Source organism: Pseudomonas sp. BNK-30 (genome assembly GCF_047456185.1).
Lineage (GTDB): Bacteria > Pseudomonadota > Gammaproteobacteria > Pseudomonadales > Pseudomonadaceae > Aquipseudomonas > Aquipseudomonas putida_E.
This window is the reverse complement of record NZ_CP179904.1, coordinates 4,804,580-4,819,456: the sequence shown is the minus strand read 5'-3', so window position 1 is coordinate 4,819,456 and position 14,877 is coordinate 4,804,580. Positions and strand designations below refer to the sequence as shown.

Below are 14,877 nucleotides of genomic sequence, written 5' to 3'. Positions count from 1 at the left end.
TCTGCTGTGTATTTGCCAAGCAGGATGCGTATGGATTACCACAGCCCCTACTTCTTCGGCTATGTGCTCGGGCTCGTTCACTTGCTTGGCATCATCGCCGCGCTGCATGCGGTGTTTACCGTGCGTACTGCCCAAGGGGCCATCGCCTGGGCCATGTCGTTGTTCTTCATTCCCTACTTCACCCTCATCCCCTACCTGGTATTCGGTGCCCGCTCCTTCAATGCCTACATCAAGGCTCGGCGCCAGGCCAACCAGGAAATGCACGTGGCCATGGCCAACCTCAACTGGCGGCCATGGGTGGAGGAAGCCCTCACCGCTCGGGAGTCACAGAGCTACGCCGCCCTGCGTGCCATGCCGAAACTTGGGCGAATGCCATGCCTGGCCAATAACCAAGTGAAGCTGTTGATCGATGGCAAGGCCACCTTCGACGCCATCTTCGCGGCTATCGAACAAGCGCGAGAAGTGGTGCTGGTACAGTTCTTCATCATCCACAACGACACCCTCGGCAAAGCACTGCAGCAACTGTTGCTGCGCAAAGCGGCCGATGGCGTGAAGGTGTTCGTGCTGTATGACAGGGTTGGCAGCCATGCCTTGCCCGCCAGCTATAGCCAGAGCCTCAGAGACGCAGGTGTACAGATCCATGCCTTCGCCACCCGCCGCGGCTGGTTCAATCGCTTCCAGGTGAACTTCCGTAACCACCGCAAGATTGTCGTGGTCGATGGGGTCACCGGTTTCATCGGCGGGCACAACGTCGGTGATGAATACCTTGGCGGCAACCCCCAGCTCTCGCCCTGGCGTGATACCCACGTGCAGATCGGCGGCCCGGTGCTGGCCTGCCTGCAGGAGTCTTTCGCCGAAGACTGGTACTGGGCAACGCGTCAGCTACCGCCACTGATCCTGCCGGACACCTATCCTGACAATGGTGTGCTGTGCCAGGCCCTGGCCAGCGGGCCGGCAGATTCCCAGGAAACCTGCTCACTGTTTTTCATCGAAGCCATCCACTCCGCGACTCGCCGCGTATGGATCACCAGCCCCTACTTCATTCCCGACGAGGCCGTGTTCGCCGCACTGCGTCTGGCCGTGCTGCGCGGTGTGGATGTGCGCATCCTGATTCCAGCGCGGCCTGACCATCGGATCGTTTACGCAGCCTCCAGCCTGTTCGCCTTCGAGGCCGTACGGGCGGGGGTACGCATGTTCCGCTATCAGCCAGGTTTCCTTCATCAGAAGGTGGTGTTGGTGGACGACGAGGTCAGTGCTATCGGTAGTGCCAACCTGGACAACCGGTCGTTCCGGCTCAACTTCGAAATTACCCTGCTGACCGTGGATCGAGATTTCGCGGATCAGGTCGAAACGATGTTGACCACTGATTTCGAGAAGGCCAGGGAAATTACGCCTGAGGACAGCAGTAAAACCCACCGCATTCAACAGCTAGGGATGCGTATTGCGCGGTTGATTTCGCCGATACTCTGATAGGTAACCGGGGCCACTGAAGCGCCCCGGGGGAATCAGCGATACAGGTCTTCACGCGTCCAGGGCAGGTCATGATGCCCATCGGCGTAGGGTTTGACGGCAAGGATCTGATGCAGGTTGATCCAGCCCTTCTGGAATGCGTAGGCGCAGCCGGCCAGGTACAGACGCCAGATGCGCAGGGTCTTTTCCGGCACCAGCGCGGCAGCCTTGTGCAACTGGTTCTCCAGGTTTTCGCTCCAGTGGTGCAAGGTCTTGGCGTAATGCAGGCGCAGGCTCTCGACGTCGACGACCTCCAGCCCGGCCGCACAGATACTTGCACTGATCATCGACAAGTGCGGCAGCTCACCGTTGGGGAATACGTAACGGTCAATGAACTCACCCGCCCCTCGCCCCACCGGACGGCCATCGACATGCTTGGCGGTGATGCCATGGTTCATCACCAGGCCGCCCTCTCGCACAGCGCCGAACAATTTCTGGCTATACAGCGCCAGGTTGGCATGCCCGACATGCTCGAACATGCCAACGCTGACCACCTTGTCGAAGCGGCCATCCTGAGGAAGGTCGCGATAGTCGAGGATCTGCAGGTCGACCCTGTCGGCCAGGCCTTCTGCCTTGACCCGTTGCCGCGCCAGCTTGAGCTGCTCTTTGCTCAAGGTAATGCCGAACACTTTCGCCCCGTACTCGCGTGCGGCAAAGCGTGAAAGCCCCCCCCAACCGCAGCCGACGTCCAATAGGTAGTCATCGGTTTGCAGGCGCAGCTTGCGGCACAAGTGGTCAAACTTGTCCTGCTGTGCCTGATCGAGGGTGTTGTCCTGCTCACGGAAGTAGGCGCAGGAATACGCCATGTCCTGATCGAGCCAGAGTTGATAGAACGCGTTGGAGACGTCGTAGTGATAGGAGATGGACTTGGCGTCTGTGCTCTTGTCGTGAGCCACACGCTGTGGCGGTGCATCATCTTCCCCCGTCAGCAAGGCTTCGCTCAGCTCATCGCACACCCGAATGGCTTCACCGATATCGCCCTCCAGCTCCAGCTTGCCTTCCACGAACGCGGCGCCCAGCTGGTCCATGGTTGGATGGGTCAGCTGAGCGATCAACTGAGGCTCCTTGACGAGGATGGTGACCTGCGGACTGGGCCCCAGATCGAACTGGTTACCGTCCCACAATTTCAGACGAAGTGGCAGATGCAGGCTCTGCAGCGCCGGCGGAAGTTGCGCAAGCATGAACGACCCTCCTTCTGGGCTCGATACATGAAATTTCGAACACCACCGAAACAGGGTAGTTCATTCGTGCGAAGTTTCCGCTGAACGAGACCAAGGTCTAGAACCAACTGATCTTATGAATACCTCAGATTGTATACAACTTAACGCTCTCAGCTTAACCTTGTGTCCATCTCGCGCTTCTTCATCTGGAGTAGAAAACCCATGAAATCCTATGACGTGGTGATCATCGGCGGTGGCCCCGGCGGCTACAACGCGGCGATTCGTGCCGGGCAACTGGGCCTGAGTGTCGCCTGTGTGGAAGGCCGCTCGACCCTTGGCGGTACCTGCCTGAATGTCGGCTGCATGCCGTCAAAGGCATTGCTGCATGCCTCGGAGTTGTATGAGGCTGCCAGCGGTGACGAGTTTGCCCACCTCGGCATCGAAGTGAAGCCAACCCTGAACCTCGCCCAGATGATGAAACAGAAGGACGAGAGCGTGACTGGCCTGACCAAGGGCATCGAGTACCTGTTTCGCAAGAACAAGGTCGACTGGATCAAAGGCTGGGGCCGCCTCGATGGCGTCGGCAAGGTCATTGTCAAAGCCGAGGACGGCAGCGAGACGCCGTTGCAGGCCAAGGACATCGTCATCGCTACCGGCTCCGAGCCCACTCCCCTGCCAGGCGTGACTATCGATAACCAGCGCATCATCGATTCCACGGGCGCCTTGGCCCTCCCCGAGGTGCCCAAGCACCTGATCGTGATCGGCGCTGGCGTCATCGGCCTGGAGCTGGGTTCGGTGTGGCGTCGCCTGGGCAGCCAGGTCACCGTCATTGAATACCTCGACCGCATCTGCCCCGGCACAGATGAGGAAACCGCAAAGACCCTGCAAAAGGCCCTGGCCAAGCAAGGCATGGCCTTCAAGCTCGGCAGCAAGGTGACCCAGGCGACGGCCTCGCCCGACGGGGTCAGCCTGACGCTGGAACCGGCCGCCGGCGGCGCTGCAGAAACACTGCAAGCCGACTACGTACTGGTTGCCATCGGCCGTCGTCCTTATACCCAAGGCCTGAACCTGGAAAGCGTCGGGCTGCAGACCGATAAACGCGGCATGCTCACCAACGAGCATCATCGCACCTCGGTGCCAGGTGTCTGGGTCATTGGCGACGTCACCTCCGGCCCGATGCTGGCGCACAAGGCCGAAGACGAAGCGGTCGCCTGCATCGAGCGCATCGCCGGCAAACCCCACGAGGTCAATTACAACCTGATCCCCGGCGTGATCTATACCCGCCCCGAGCTGGCCAGCGTCGGCAAGACTGAAGAGCAACTCAAGGCAGAGGGCCGCGCCTACAAAGTGGGCAAGTTCCCCTTCACCGCCAACAGCCGCGCGAAGATCAACCATGAGACCGAAGGCTTCGCCAAGGTCCTCGCCGATGCCAACACCGATGAGGTACTGGGCGTGCATCTGGTCGGCCCGAGCGTCAGCGAGATGATCGGCGAGTTCTGCGTGGCGATGGAATTCTCGGCCTCGGCTGAAGACATCGCCCTCACCTGCCACCCGCACCCGACCCGCTCCGAGGCCTTGCGCCAGGCGGCGATGAATGTGGATGGGATGGCGATGCAGATCTGAGGTTCGAAACCCCGGAACGACGCCCCTCTCACTGAGGGTTGTTACAGTGAGTTCGAAGAACTGAAGCTGTTGCGGCAGGCCCCAAATCATGGGGCCTGTGGTCTGGTCCAGTCTTCAAAATATTTCTCCCGACTGCCCCCTGGAGACTGAACGGATCATTAATATAGAGCGGCTGATAATAATAATGAGTGGAACCCCAAGCCGTGAAAATCCAGCCTCTTCCGCCGCTCAACAGCCTGCATGCGTTTGAGTCTGCAGCCCGCCATTTGAGCTTTACCCTTGCTGCCAAAGAACTGAACGTCACCCAGGGTGCCATCAGCCGTCAGGTTCGCCTGTTGGAAGACTACCTGGGCAAGGCACTGTTCACCCGCACCACCCGCACCATGACCCTCACCCATACCGGCACGCAGTACTACGAAACGGTGCGCGAGTGCATGTTGCACCTGGCCCGTACCACGGGCGAGATTCGCCAGTGGCATGGCAACCAGCAAGTGACGGTGGCCACCAGTACCGCCATGGCCTCACTCTGGTTACTGCCCAAGGTGTCGGAGTTCCAGAGTGCCCATGAAGACATCGATCTGCGGATCATCGCCCACGATCATGTGAAGGATTACGCCAGGCTCGAGAGCGACCTCGCGCTGTACTACTGCAACCCACCGCCCAAGGACATGACTGTCACGCCGCTGTTCTCGGAAAAGATCTTTCTGGTATGCAGCCCGGCCTATCTGGCCAGGCATCCGCAACTGAGCAGCATCGAAGGCTTGTCGACGTGCACCTGGCTGTGGCTTGAAGACTCCCAGCGCGACTGGGTAGGTTGGCCGGAGTGGTTCAAGCGCCTGGGGTATCAGCCGATGACGCCCAAGCACCGCGTGAACATCAACAGCTACAGCATGTTGATCCAGTCGGCGATCAGTGGCCAGGGCGTGGCTCTGGCCTGGGGCAACCTGGTGGACGATGCGTTGAGCAGCGGCGCGCTGGTCATGCCCAACGATGTGGTGCTGCAGACCGATGCCAAGTTCTGCCTGCTGGAGTCGACCAACGAGCGGGGCCCCCGTGAAAGCGTGCGGCTGTTCCGAGACTGGTTGATGGCCCAGCCATCCGTACAGAAATAGCCTGCCAGAAAGCACAAGACCGACAGCGGATGACTGCCGGTCTTGGGTATTCCATACCGGGTTGGGGTCAGCTGGCTTTCTTCGCCGTCAGCCCCCCATCAAGACCCCCGCCCGTCAGTGTGCCAGTCACCGGAGTGATGCCCTGAGGGATGATCTGCGGGATTGGCATGCGCCCGCCCGGCGGTGTATCGAGCACGCCATCAGCCATTTCCTGGCGCAAGCTGCGCATCAGGGTGTAACTGATCAGCAGGATGAACCCCGCAATGGGCAAGCCCGCTGCGATGCTTGCCATCTGGATCGCCTTGAGCCCTCCCGCCATCAGCAGGGCTGTGGCAATGGCACCCTCCAGAATGCACCAGAGCAGGCGGATACTCTGCGGCGGATTGGCACTGCCCATGGAGTTCAACGTACACAGCACCTGGGTGCCGGAGTCAGCCGAGGTGATGAAGTACGTCGCCAACAGGATGCAGACCAGCACGCTCAGCACCTTGCCCAACGTACCCGCGTCGATCTTGTGCAGCAGGGTGAACATGGCCGCAGTGGTTTCCTGCTTGGTCGCCAGCAATACCGTGCCACCTTCGAACTTGGCCTTGTCGCCCTGCAGCTCGCCGCTGGCTACCCGCAGCTCGTGGTGCTGACGGTCGACCTGCTCGGTCTTGAGGGCCGCGCCGCCGAACACTGACATCCAGACGATGGTCACCAAGGTTGGCACCAACAGCGCGCCGGCAATCAGTTCTCGAATGGTACGGCCCTTGGAGATGCGGGCGATGAACAGGCCTACAAACGGCCCCCAGGTCATCCACCATGGCCAGTAGAAGGCCGTCCACCAGTTCTGCCAGCCACTGTCTTTCTGGGCATCGCTCCAGAAGCTCAAGCCGACGATGTGCTGGGCATAGTCGCCGGTGCTTTCAAGCATCAGGTTGAGAATGTAGCGAGTCGGCCCAAGCAGCAGGATCAACACCACCAGTATCACCGACAGCAGCATGTTCCATTCCGACAGGCGCTTCATGCCGCGCGATACACCAGCCATCACCGATACGGTGGTCACCAGGGTAATGAGCACGATCAAGGTGACTTGCACCCCGAGGCTGATGGGCAGGTCGAACACCTGGCTCAAGCCAGTGTTCATCTGCACCACACCCAGCCCCAACGACTGGGAGACACCGAATGCAGTGATCACCACTGCAAGGATATCGACCACGTGACCGATAGGCCCATAGATGCGCTCACCGATCAGTGGGTAGAGGATCGAGCGCATGCTCAGCGGCAAGCCCTTACGATAGGCAAAGTACGCAAGACCAAGGCCCACGATGGTAAAGATTGCCCACGGATGCAGGCCCCAGTGGAACAAGGTGATGCGCATGGCGGTGGTCGCCGCTTCGTCGGTCAGGCCCGTGGCAAAGGGGTTGCCCGCGTAATGCCACATGGGCTCTGCAACCGACCAGAAGATCAGGCCGATGCCCATGCCACCACTGAACAACATGGCGATCCAGGAGCCGAAGCTGAACTCAGGCTTGTCGTCGTCACGCCCTAACTTGATGTGCCCGAACTGGCTGCACATGAGATAAAACAGTAACCCCAACACACCAGTGACCGAGATCAGGTAGAACCATTTGAAGTTCTGCAAGATAAAGTCGGAGGCACGTTGAAAGGCAGCAGCCGCGTGTTCTGCGAACAGGGCGCAAAACAGCACGAAAAGTACAACGGCCAGCAACGACCATATCGTCACGGTGGGATTGAGGCCTTTGAGCAGGCCAGATTCGGCACGCATGGGTTATCCCCTATTGTTTTTGTTCAAGGGTTTTATGTCACGGCTGGATAGCGCCGCTGCCACAGGCAGGTGCCAGATCCCTGGCGGCGGTCCTCCCGTAGGCCCAAGGCACGGCACGCTCCCTTGGGCCCTGACAAAATGGGAGAATCACCCACACTTCGACAAACTATTTCTTGTCATCAATTGATTACAAAAAATCATAAACGTGGGCAATCCAGAAGATGACCGTTCATCAACTATTCCTTTGCGAAGACCCTAACCTGCGCGCAAATCATTAATGATTAAAACTGATAAATAACGCTGAAATAAATCGTTTGTCGAGCCCTCCTTCTCTTGCTGAAACTGGCGCCAGGCATCAAGGCACTGCCTGCCGTGCATCTGACAAGAGAAAACAAAAATGACCGTATCGACTGATTCCCGCCTTATTCCCGTCCACGCCCTGGAAACCGTTCTGGCACCGATCCATGAAGCCCATGGCCTGACCAATGAGTTCTACACCGACCAGCGCTATTTCGAGCTTGAGCGCGATGAAGTGTTGGGGCGCAACTGGGCCTGTATCGGTTTTGCCAGCGACCTGCCGACCACCAGCTACGTCAAGCCTGTGGACTTCATGGGCCTGCCGCTGTTGATGATGCGCAACCGCGAAGGCCTGGTGCAGGTGTTCCATAACGTCTGCAGCCACCGCGGCGTGAAACTGGTGCAGCAGGCGGGTGAAGTGCAGGGCGTGATCCGCTGCCCCTACCACTCCTGGACCTACGACCTCAATGGCGGCCTCAAAGGCACACCGCACGTCGGCGGGATCAATCAGCACAAGGACGAGCGTTTCGCCTGCGAAAAGCATGGCCTGAAGGCACTGCGCACCACGATCTGGATGGACATGGTGTTCATCAACCTGTCCGGCGATGCACCGGCCCTTGAAGATCAACTCAAACCGCTGACCGAGCGCTGGGCCCAGTTCCTGGGCAGCGACGGCATGAACTTGCTGCGCCGTGAAGCGAACAGCGGCGCCATGAGCATCGAGGTCAACTGCAACTGGAAGCTCGCGGTCGAGAACTACTGCGAGGCCTACCACTTGCCGTGGGTACACCCGAGCCTGAACAGCTACTCGCGCCTGGAAGACCACTACAACATCATGTTCGAGGAGTTCGCCGGCCAGGGCAGCCACGCCTACAACCTCTCGGCCGTTGCCGGCACCCATTTGCCGATCTTCCCATCCTGGCCACAGGAGCGCCTGCGCACCGCCGAGTACGTGGCGTTCTTCCCCAACGTGCTGCTCGGCATCCAGGCCGACCACGCCTTCGCCATGATGCTGGAGCCCGTGGCCCCAGGCAAAACCATCGAACACCTGCGCCTGTTCTATGTCGGCGATCAGGCCCTGGACAGCCACTACGACGCCTCGCGCAAAGCCGTGATGGAGTCCTGGCGCGTGGTGTTCGCCGAAGATATCGCTTCGGTCGAAGGCATGCAGAAGGGCCGCCTCTCCCCTGGCTATAGCGGTGGCGCATTCTCGCCGGAAATGGACCTGCCGACCCACTACTTCCACAAGTGGGCTGCCCGCCAATTGCTCGACTGCGCGCAGCGCGCCTGAGGTGATCACCATGCATTCGATAGCCCCGCACTGGCTGAACTTCATCGACGGCCAGTGGACCGACAGTGAGCAGCACCTGACCATCCACAACCCCGGCACCAGCGCACCTGTGGCGACCGTCGCCCAGGCCAGCGTGGCCGACGCCGAACGCGCCCTGCAGGCCGCCCGACGCTGTGTCGACAGCAATGTGTTGAGCCGCGTGCGGCCGGCGCAGCGTGTGACCTGGCTGCTTGAGATTGCGGCGCAGATTCGTGCAATCACCGATGAAGGCGCCTGGGTGCTGTGCCAGGAAAACGGCAAGAGCCTGCGTGATGCGCGTGACGAATTCGTCGAGGCTGCGCGCTACTTCGAGTATTACGCCGGCATGGCCGACAAGATCGAAGGCAAGTCGATTCCGCTGGGCGACGGCTACATGGACTTCACCGTCTACGACCCGATGGGCGTGTCGCTGCAAATCGTGCCGTGGAATTTCCCGGTGTCGATCTGCGCGCGCTCCCTGGCCCCGGCCCTGGCGGCGGGCAACGCTGTGGTGATCAAGTCGCCGGAGCTGTCGCCGCTCGGCCTGTGCGTGCTGATGCAGGCCATCGAGCGTGCTGGCCTGCCACAGGGTGCGGTCAACCTGATCTGCGGCCGGGGCCGTGAAGTGGGGGCCTATTTGGCCGGCCATCGCGACGTCGACCAGATCGTCTTCACCGGCTCTGTTGCTACCGGCCAGAGCATTTTGCGTTCCGCCGCCGACCACGCGACCCCCAGCGTCATGGAGCTGGGCGGCAAGTCGGCTGCCCTGGTGTTCCCCGATGCCGATCGCGAGCAAGTGATCAACAGCGTGAAAAGCGGCATTTTCTTCAACGCCGGCCAAGTATGTTCGGCCATGTCACGCCTGTTGGTGCATCGCTCGGTCTACGACGATGTCGTCGCTGATGTCGTGGCAATGGCAGAGGGGTTGAGCGTCGGCCTGGGCCAGGACAACCCGGACCACACACCGGTGATCTCTGCAGGCCAGCTCGAGGGTATCGAAGCCCTGTGCCAGCGGGCCCAACAGCAAGGCGCCGTCGTCGCAACCGGCGGCGAGGCCATCTCTGGCCTGCGTGGGCACTACATGGCGCCGACGGTACTGCGCGATGTAACCCCGGACATGGAGATCGCCCAGGCCGAAGTGTTCGGCCCGGTGTTGGCAGTGATGCCCTTCGACAGCGAAGAGCAGGCCATCGCCATTGCCAACGGCACCGTCTTCGGGCTGGTGGCAGGCGTGTTCACCCAGGACCTCAACCGCGCTCTGCGCTGCGCACGGCGCCTGTGCGCCGGCCAGGTGTTCGTCAACGAGTGGTATGCCGGCGGCATCGAAACCCCGTTTGGCGGGGTCGGGCTCTCGGGCTTCGGACGCGAAAAAGGCCAGGAGGCGCTCTACAGCTACGTCAGGACCAAAAACCTGGCCGTACGTATCAAGGGCGAGTGAGGAGGTAACGCGATGAAAACCTGGCTCTGCATCATCTGTGGCCTGATCTACGACGAAGCCAAAGGCTGGCCCGACGACGGCATCGCCCCCGGCACCCGCTGGGAAGATGTGCCCGAGGACTGGCTGTGCCCTGAGTGCAAGGTCGGCAAGGCCGACTTTGAAATGATCGAACTGAGCACTCCGATTGCTGCTGTGGCGGCGGCGCCGGTCATCCAGGCGCAACCTGTGGTCGTCGCCCGCCCGGCGCAACCGGTGGTCATCATCGGTAGCGGCCATGCCGGCTATGGCCTGGCACAAGCCCTGCGCAAGGCCGACCCGCAGCTGGAGATTCGCGTACTGACCCAAGAGTCGGGGCATATCTACTCCAAACCTGCCTTGTCGATCGCCCTGGCCCAAGGGCGCACTGCTGCAACCCTGGCAACTGAAAGCCCGCTGGCGATCGAGCAGCGATTGGGCATTCGAATCTATGCCGGATGCAAGGTCGAGCGTATTGATACCCAGGCGCGACGGCTGCATACCAGCCTAGGCGAAATGGACTACGGCCAACTGGTACTGGCCAGCGGTGCTTCTGCGGTGCGGTTGCCTATCGAGGGGTGCGCCGAGGCCCTGCTCAGCGTCAACAACCTGCACGATTACCAGGCGTTCCGCCAACGTCTCAAAGATGTAAAGAGCGTGGCAATTCTGGGTGACGGATTGATTGGCTGCGAGTTCGCCAACGATATGGCGAGCAATGGCTACAAGGTGCGGGTGATCGGCCTGGGCGCCTGGCCCATGGAGCGCCTGCTGCCCGAGGCGGCAGGCCAGCACTTGCAGCAGGCGCTTTCGGGCCTTGGCGTGCAATGGAATCTGCGCACCACCTTGCAGCGCATCGAGCGCAACAGCGACGGCTACCAACTGACTCTGGCCGACGGTCAAGTGGTCGAGGCAGACCTGGTGCTCAGCGCAGTGGGCTTGCGCCCCAACCTTGAACTGGCGCTAGAGGCCGGCCTGGACTGCGGCCGGGGGATCAAGGTCGATGCACAACTGCAGACCTCGCACCCGGGCATATACGCCTTGGGTGACTGCGTCGAGATCAATGGCCAGTTGCTGCCCTACCTGGCGCCGATCAACGAGGGTATTCGTGCCCTGGCCAAGACGTTGCTGGGTCAACCGACCGCTGCCCACTACCCACTGGCGCCTGTGACCGTGAAAACCCCGGTTGCCCCACTGTGCCTGCTGACGCCACCCGGTGACTGTCAGGGGCAATGGCGTTGCGATCCGACCAGCGATGGATTGAGCGCGGCGTTCCACGACCACGCCGGTGCCCTGCGCGGGTTCGTGCTGCTCGGGCGCCAGGCGCAACTGCAACGTAATACCTGGCTGCAAAGCTGCCAGGACACCCAGCAACATGTGGCCTGAGGCCGAACCATGAACAGTATTGTCAATCTGCCTCACGACGACCGCAGCTGCGGTTGGTACGCCGCGCTGCCTGAGCCGGCACCGAGCAAGCGCCTGAGTGGCGAACAGAATGCCGACCATGTAGTGATCGGTGCAGGCTTCGCCGGGCTTGCCGCCGCACGGCGGCTGGCCGAGCACCTGCCACAGGCGCGCATTATCCTGGTGGATGCCCAGCGCATCGCCTACGGCGCCTCGGGGCGCAACTCGGGCTTTGTCATCGACCTGCCGCACAAGTTCGCTCTGGAGCACCCCGACCCGCAACACAAGCAGCGCCTGCTGGGGCTGAACCGGGCCGCCATCGACCAACTGCAGACCTTGATCGACCGTCATGGCATCGAGTGCCAGTGGTCTCATGCGGGCAAGTACCAGGGTGCGGTGGGCGAGCGTGGCCAGGGCTACCTGGACCATTTCGAAAAACTCATGGCCGACCTGGGTGAGCCCTATCGCGTGGTGGAGCGTGACGAACTGGCCGGCGTACTCGGTAGCCGCTACTACAGCCGTGCTATCTATACCCCGGGTTGTTACTTGATGCAACCTGCCGCCCTGGTCCGTGGCCTGGGTGGTGCGCTGCCGGCCAACGTCGAAGTGCTTGAAGAGTCGCCCATCCGCTCACTCGAGAAAGACCCCAGCGGCAAGTGGCTGCTGCGCGGCGACAACGGCCTGATCCGTACCCCGCAGGTATTGCTGGGCACCAGCATTTTCACCCAGGAGTTCGGTTACCTGCGCAACCGCCTGCTGCCGGTGATGACCTTCGCCAGCTGGACACGGCCGCTGAGCGATGCCGAGATGGCAGCAATCGGCGCCCAGGCCGACTGGGGGCTTACCCCTGCCGACCACGCCGGTACCACGGTGCGCATGACCCAGGACCGACGCCTGATCATTCGTAATACTTACAAGCACGTTCCTCGCTACGGTCGCAGCATCACCGATGCCGCCCGCAGCAAGATTCGCGATGATCATCGCAAGGCGTTCGAGGCGCGCTATCCACAACTCAAACAGGTGCCGTTCACGCATACCTGGGGCGGTGCCTATGCGATCTCGCGCAACTTCACCAATTACTTCGGTCAACTCGATGACGGCGTCTACGCAACCGCCTGCGACAACGGCGTTGGTGCCGCCTGGGGCACCATTTCCGGCACGCTGCTGGCCGACATGGCAGTGGGCGCGGACTCGCGACAGTTGAGCGACATCCGCGCCGTGACCGGGATGCCCTCACGCAACCCGCCTGAGCCGTTCCTGGGCCTGGGCGTGCGCACTCGGATTCGCTGGGCAGCATTCAACAGCAGGCGCGAAGTATGAGCCGCGTGCCAAGCGGCAAAGGCCCGGTACGACTGGTCGATCATCGCGACCTGGATTTTGCCCAGCGTGGCGGCCCGCCGGGTGACGCATGGGTCGCACGCGCCATCAGCAACGAAGTGTCGCCCAACCTGGGCATCGGCTTTGCCCGCTGGGCAGGTGCCGAAGTGGCCTGGACGGTGCTTTACGACGAAGTGATTTTCATCATCGAGGGCTGCTTTGAGCTCCAGGCCAACGGCGAGCTGTATCGGGTATCGCCTGGCCAGGTGTTGTGGATTCCCGAAGGCACGCAACTGGTTTATGCAGGCCACGCGCTGTTCGGCTATGTGGTGTACCCGGGCGACTGGAAACAGCGTCACGGCCTTGCCTGACTACCGACCCTCTCCCTGGGGAAGCCAATTGTTCGCACTAAGTAAAAGGTTCGGCACGATTTATGTCGCTGCCTTGTTGATGCAACTGGGCTCCAGCCTGCTGATGACCTACCTGGCCCTGCGCCTGGATGCAGCCGGAGTGGCACAGTTGTGGGGCGGCGCGCTGATGGCCGCAAACGCGTTGGGGATGGTGTTCGGAGCCCGCTCCGGCTACTGGCTGATTGGCCTGGCCGGCCATGCGCGGGCCTTTGTGGTGAGCGCCGGGGTGATAGTGACCGCGGTGCTTACGCACCAGCTCAGTGATGGCTTGCCGCTGTGGCTTGCCCTGCGGTTTATCGTGGGGGCAGCGATGATGTGCCAGTTGATGGTCATCGAGAGCTGGCTCAACGACTGTGCTCCGGTTAACCGGCGAGGCGGCGCCATGTCGCTGTACATGGTGGCCAGCTATGTCGGCATGATGCTTGGCCAGCTGATGCTCAGCCTTGGAGATGGGTTGCACACACTGGCGCTGACAGGCGTGGCCATTGCCTTTGCCATTGGCTTGATCCCAGTGGCCCTGCACAGCGGCGCCCAGCCGAGCGGTATCAGCCAGGCTCGGATCAAACCGATGCTGTACCTGCGCCGGCTTCCTCAATCGTTGTTCACCATCCTTGCTTCGGGATTGCTGAACGGCTGCCTGTATGGGCTGACCCCAATCTTCGCCGCGCAACTGGGCTTTACCCCGGCGCAGGTTGGGCAGTTCATGGCCATCAGCATTGCCGCCGGGCTGCTGGCGCAGCTGCCGCTGGGCAAACTGTCGGATCATTTTTCGCGCATCACGCTGATCCGGGCTACGGCCTTATTGCTGTGCATCGCTTACCTGCCGCTGGCTCTGGGCCTGGCATCAGGGCAGCTGTGGATAATTTTGGCGGGCGCCACCATCGGTTTCTTGCAGTTCTGCCTGTATCCACTGGGTGTGGCGCATGCCAACCACAATCTGGAGCCTGAGCTGCGTGTAGCGGTGGCTGGGGTATTGCTGATGACGTTTGGCATTGGCGCCACCATCGGGCCCTTGATTGCCAGTGCGATGATGGAGCAATCCGGCCCGCAGGCGCTTTATATCTTCAGCATTGGCGTGGCGGCGATGGTGACGTGTTTTATAAGAGAGAAGCGCAGCGTGGGTGGGTCACTGGCAGGGGCAGCATAGCCTTAGGTGTGCATGTTGCGTTTTCCGCTGGGCGAACAACTGCAGGCTGTCGCAGTAGCTACGCCAGTTCCCGCCTGGGGGTGTCTGCTCATCCAGGATGAGTACACCCATCATCGAAGGGTTGCGATATATTCGGAAAAGCGTATATTCGAAAAAACATATAGGCGCGGATTGGCAAGATCCGCGTCCTGTTTGTTTGTACCGCAAACGCAGCTCGCTCGCCAAGCTTTGCTCCGGCACACGAACCCTGTGCATTTCGACGCTTTCAGCGCAGCGACCAGTGACAAACACGATGCCTTCCGACACACCCTTCACGAGATCCATGAGCGCATCAAGCTGCTCGTCCTTGTGAATACCAAACACTGAGT

11 protein-coding genes and 2 pseudogenes are annotated in these 14,877 nt (G+C 61.1%); 11 read left to right on the top strand and 2 right to left on the bottom strand.

Going from position 1 to position 14,877, the window contains the following annotated elements; all coding sequences use genetic code 11:
* Positions 1-30: 30 nt before the first annotated feature.
* Positions 31-1,470 (top strand): cardiolipin synthase, encoded by a 1,440-nt coding sequence (gene cls / locus ACMGGN_RS22360; protein ID WP_046786766.1) that lies wholly within the window; start codon positions 31-33, stop codon positions 1,468-1,470.
* Between the two features lie 35 nt (positions 1,471-1,505).
* Here the strand turns inward: cls and cfaB are convergent, their stop codons facing one another.
* Complete coding sequence (gene cfaB, locus ACMGGN_RS22355; RefSeq protein ID WP_237859666.1) at positions 1,506-2,690, bottom strand: C17 cyclopropane fatty acid synthase CfaB; 1,185 nt, start codon at positions 2,688-2,690, stop codon at positions 1,506-1,508.
* A 201-nt stretch (positions 2,691-2,891) separates the two neighbouring features.
* On the opposite strand from cfaB, the gene lpdA reads away from it, so the two are divergent.
* The gene (gene lpdA / locus ACMGGN_RS22350) at positions 2,892-4,292 is read left to right on the top strand and encodes a dihydrolipoyl dehydrogenase (RefSeq protein WP_046786768.1); all 1,401 of its coding nucleotides are present in this window, start codon (positions 2,892-2,894) and stop codon (positions 4,290-4,292) included.
* A gap of 203 nt (positions 4,293-4,495) precedes the next feature.
* Positions 4,496-5,404, top strand: coding sequence for a LysR substrate-binding domain-containing protein (locus ACMGGN_RS22345; protein WP_115273191.1), 909 nt, complete (start codon positions 4,496-4,498; stop codon positions 5,402-5,404).
* 67 nt (positions 5,405-5,471) lie between these two features.
* Here the strand turns inward: ACMGGN_RS22345 and ACMGGN_RS22340 are convergent, their stop codons facing one another.
* Positions 5,472-7,175: a BCCT family transporter gene (locus ACMGGN_RS22340; RefSeq protein WP_174142383.1), complete on the bottom strand. Its 1,704-nt coding sequence runs from the start codon at positions 7,173-7,175 to the stop codon at positions 5,472-5,474.
* A 397-nt stretch (positions 7,176-7,572) separates the two neighbouring features.
* Between ACMGGN_RS22340 and ACMGGN_RS22335 the strand changes: the two genes are divergently transcribed.
* The 8 genes and pseudogenes from ACMGGN_RS22335 to ACMGGN_RS22300 all read left to right on the top strand — a co-directional run bounded on the left by ACMGGN_RS22335 (position 7,573) and on the right by ACMGGN_RS22300 (position 14,875).
* On the top strand, positions 7,573-8,763 hold the full coding sequence (locus ACMGGN_RS22335; RefSeq protein ID WP_281869701.1) for an aromatic ring-hydroxylating oxygenase subunit alpha: 1,191 nt from the start codon (positions 7,573-7,575) through the stop codon (positions 8,761-8,763).
* Between the two features lie 10 nt (positions 8,764-8,773).
* A complete protein-coding gene (locus ACMGGN_RS22330; RefSeq protein ID WP_115273194.1) occupies positions 8,774-10,219 on the top strand; it encodes an aldehyde dehydrogenase family protein in 1,446 nt (481 codons plus the stop codon).
* A gap of 12 nt (positions 10,220-10,231) precedes the next feature.
* Positions 10,232-10,393, top strand: a pseudogene (locus ACMGGN_RS22325) (rubredoxin); the annotation flags it as partial.
* Entirely contained in the window at positions 10,382-11,617 is a 1,236-nt protein-coding gene (locus ACMGGN_RS22320; RefSeq protein WP_223255142.1) for an FAD-dependent oxidoreductase, read from the top strand. The pseudogene ACMGGN_RS22325 and the gene ACMGGN_RS22320, both read left to right, overlap by 12 nt.
* Positions 11,618-11,626: 9 nt before the next feature.
* A complete protein-coding gene (locus tag ACMGGN_RS22315; protein ID WP_414156305.1) occupies positions 11,627-12,955 on the top strand; it encodes an NAD(P)/FAD-dependent oxidoreductase in 1,329 nt (442 codons plus the stop codon).
* A complete protein-coding gene (locus ACMGGN_RS22310) occupies positions 12,952-13,323 on the top strand; it encodes an ethanolamine utilization protein EutQ (RefSeq protein ID WP_119687993.1) in 372 nt (123 codons plus the stop codon). Before ACMGGN_RS22315 ends, ACMGGN_RS22310 begins: the two co-directional genes overlap by 4 nt.
* Positions 13,324-13,351: 28 nt before the next feature.
* On the top strand, positions 13,352-14,509 hold the full coding sequence (locus ACMGGN_RS22305) for an MFS transporter (protein WP_115273195.1): 1,158 nt from the start codon (positions 13,352-13,354) through the stop codon (positions 14,507-14,509).
* A 170-nt stretch (positions 14,510-14,679) separates the two neighbouring features.
* A pseudogene (locus tag ACMGGN_RS22300) lies at positions 14,680-14,875 on the top strand (hypothetical protein).
* Positions 14,876-14,877 lie beyond the last annotated feature (2 nt).

Bases quoted from the DNA above. Each gene is read 5' to 3' on its own strand.
- cls (WP_046786766.1), top strand. From the start codon at position 31: ATGGATTACCACAGCCCCTACTTCTTCGGCTATGTGCTCGGGCTCGTT.
- cfaB (WP_237859666.1), bottom strand. From the start codon at position 2,690: ATGCTTGCGCAACTTCCGCCGGCGCTGCAGAGCCTGCATCTGCCACTT.
- lpdA (WP_046786768.1), top strand. From the start codon at position 2,892: ATGAAATCCTATGACGTGGTGATCATCGGCGGTGGCCCCGGCGGCTAC.
- ACMGGN_RS22340 (WP_174142383.1), bottom strand. From the start codon at position 7,175: ATGCGTGCCGAATCTGGCCTGCTCAAAGGCCTCAATCCCACCGTGACG.
- ACMGGN_RS22335 (WP_281869701.1), top strand. From the start codon at position 7,573: ATGACCGTATCGACTGATTCCCGCCTTATTCCCGTCCACGCCCTGGAA.
- ACMGGN_RS22330 (WP_115273194.1), top strand. From the start codon at position 8,774: ATGCATTCGATAGCCCCGCACTGGCTGAACTTCATCGACGGCCAGTGG.
- ACMGGN_RS22320 (WP_223255142.1), top strand. From the start codon at position 10,382: ATGATCGAACTGAGCACTCCGATTGCTGCTGTGGCGGCGGCGCCGGTC.
- ACMGGN_RS22315 (WP_414156305.1), top strand. From the start codon at position 11,627: ATGAACAGTATTGTCAATCTGCCTCACGACGACCGCAGCTGCGGTTGG.
- ACMGGN_RS22310 (WP_119687993.1), top strand. From the start codon at position 12,952: ATGAGCCGCGTGCCAAGCGGCAAAGGCCCGGTACGACTGGTCGATCAT.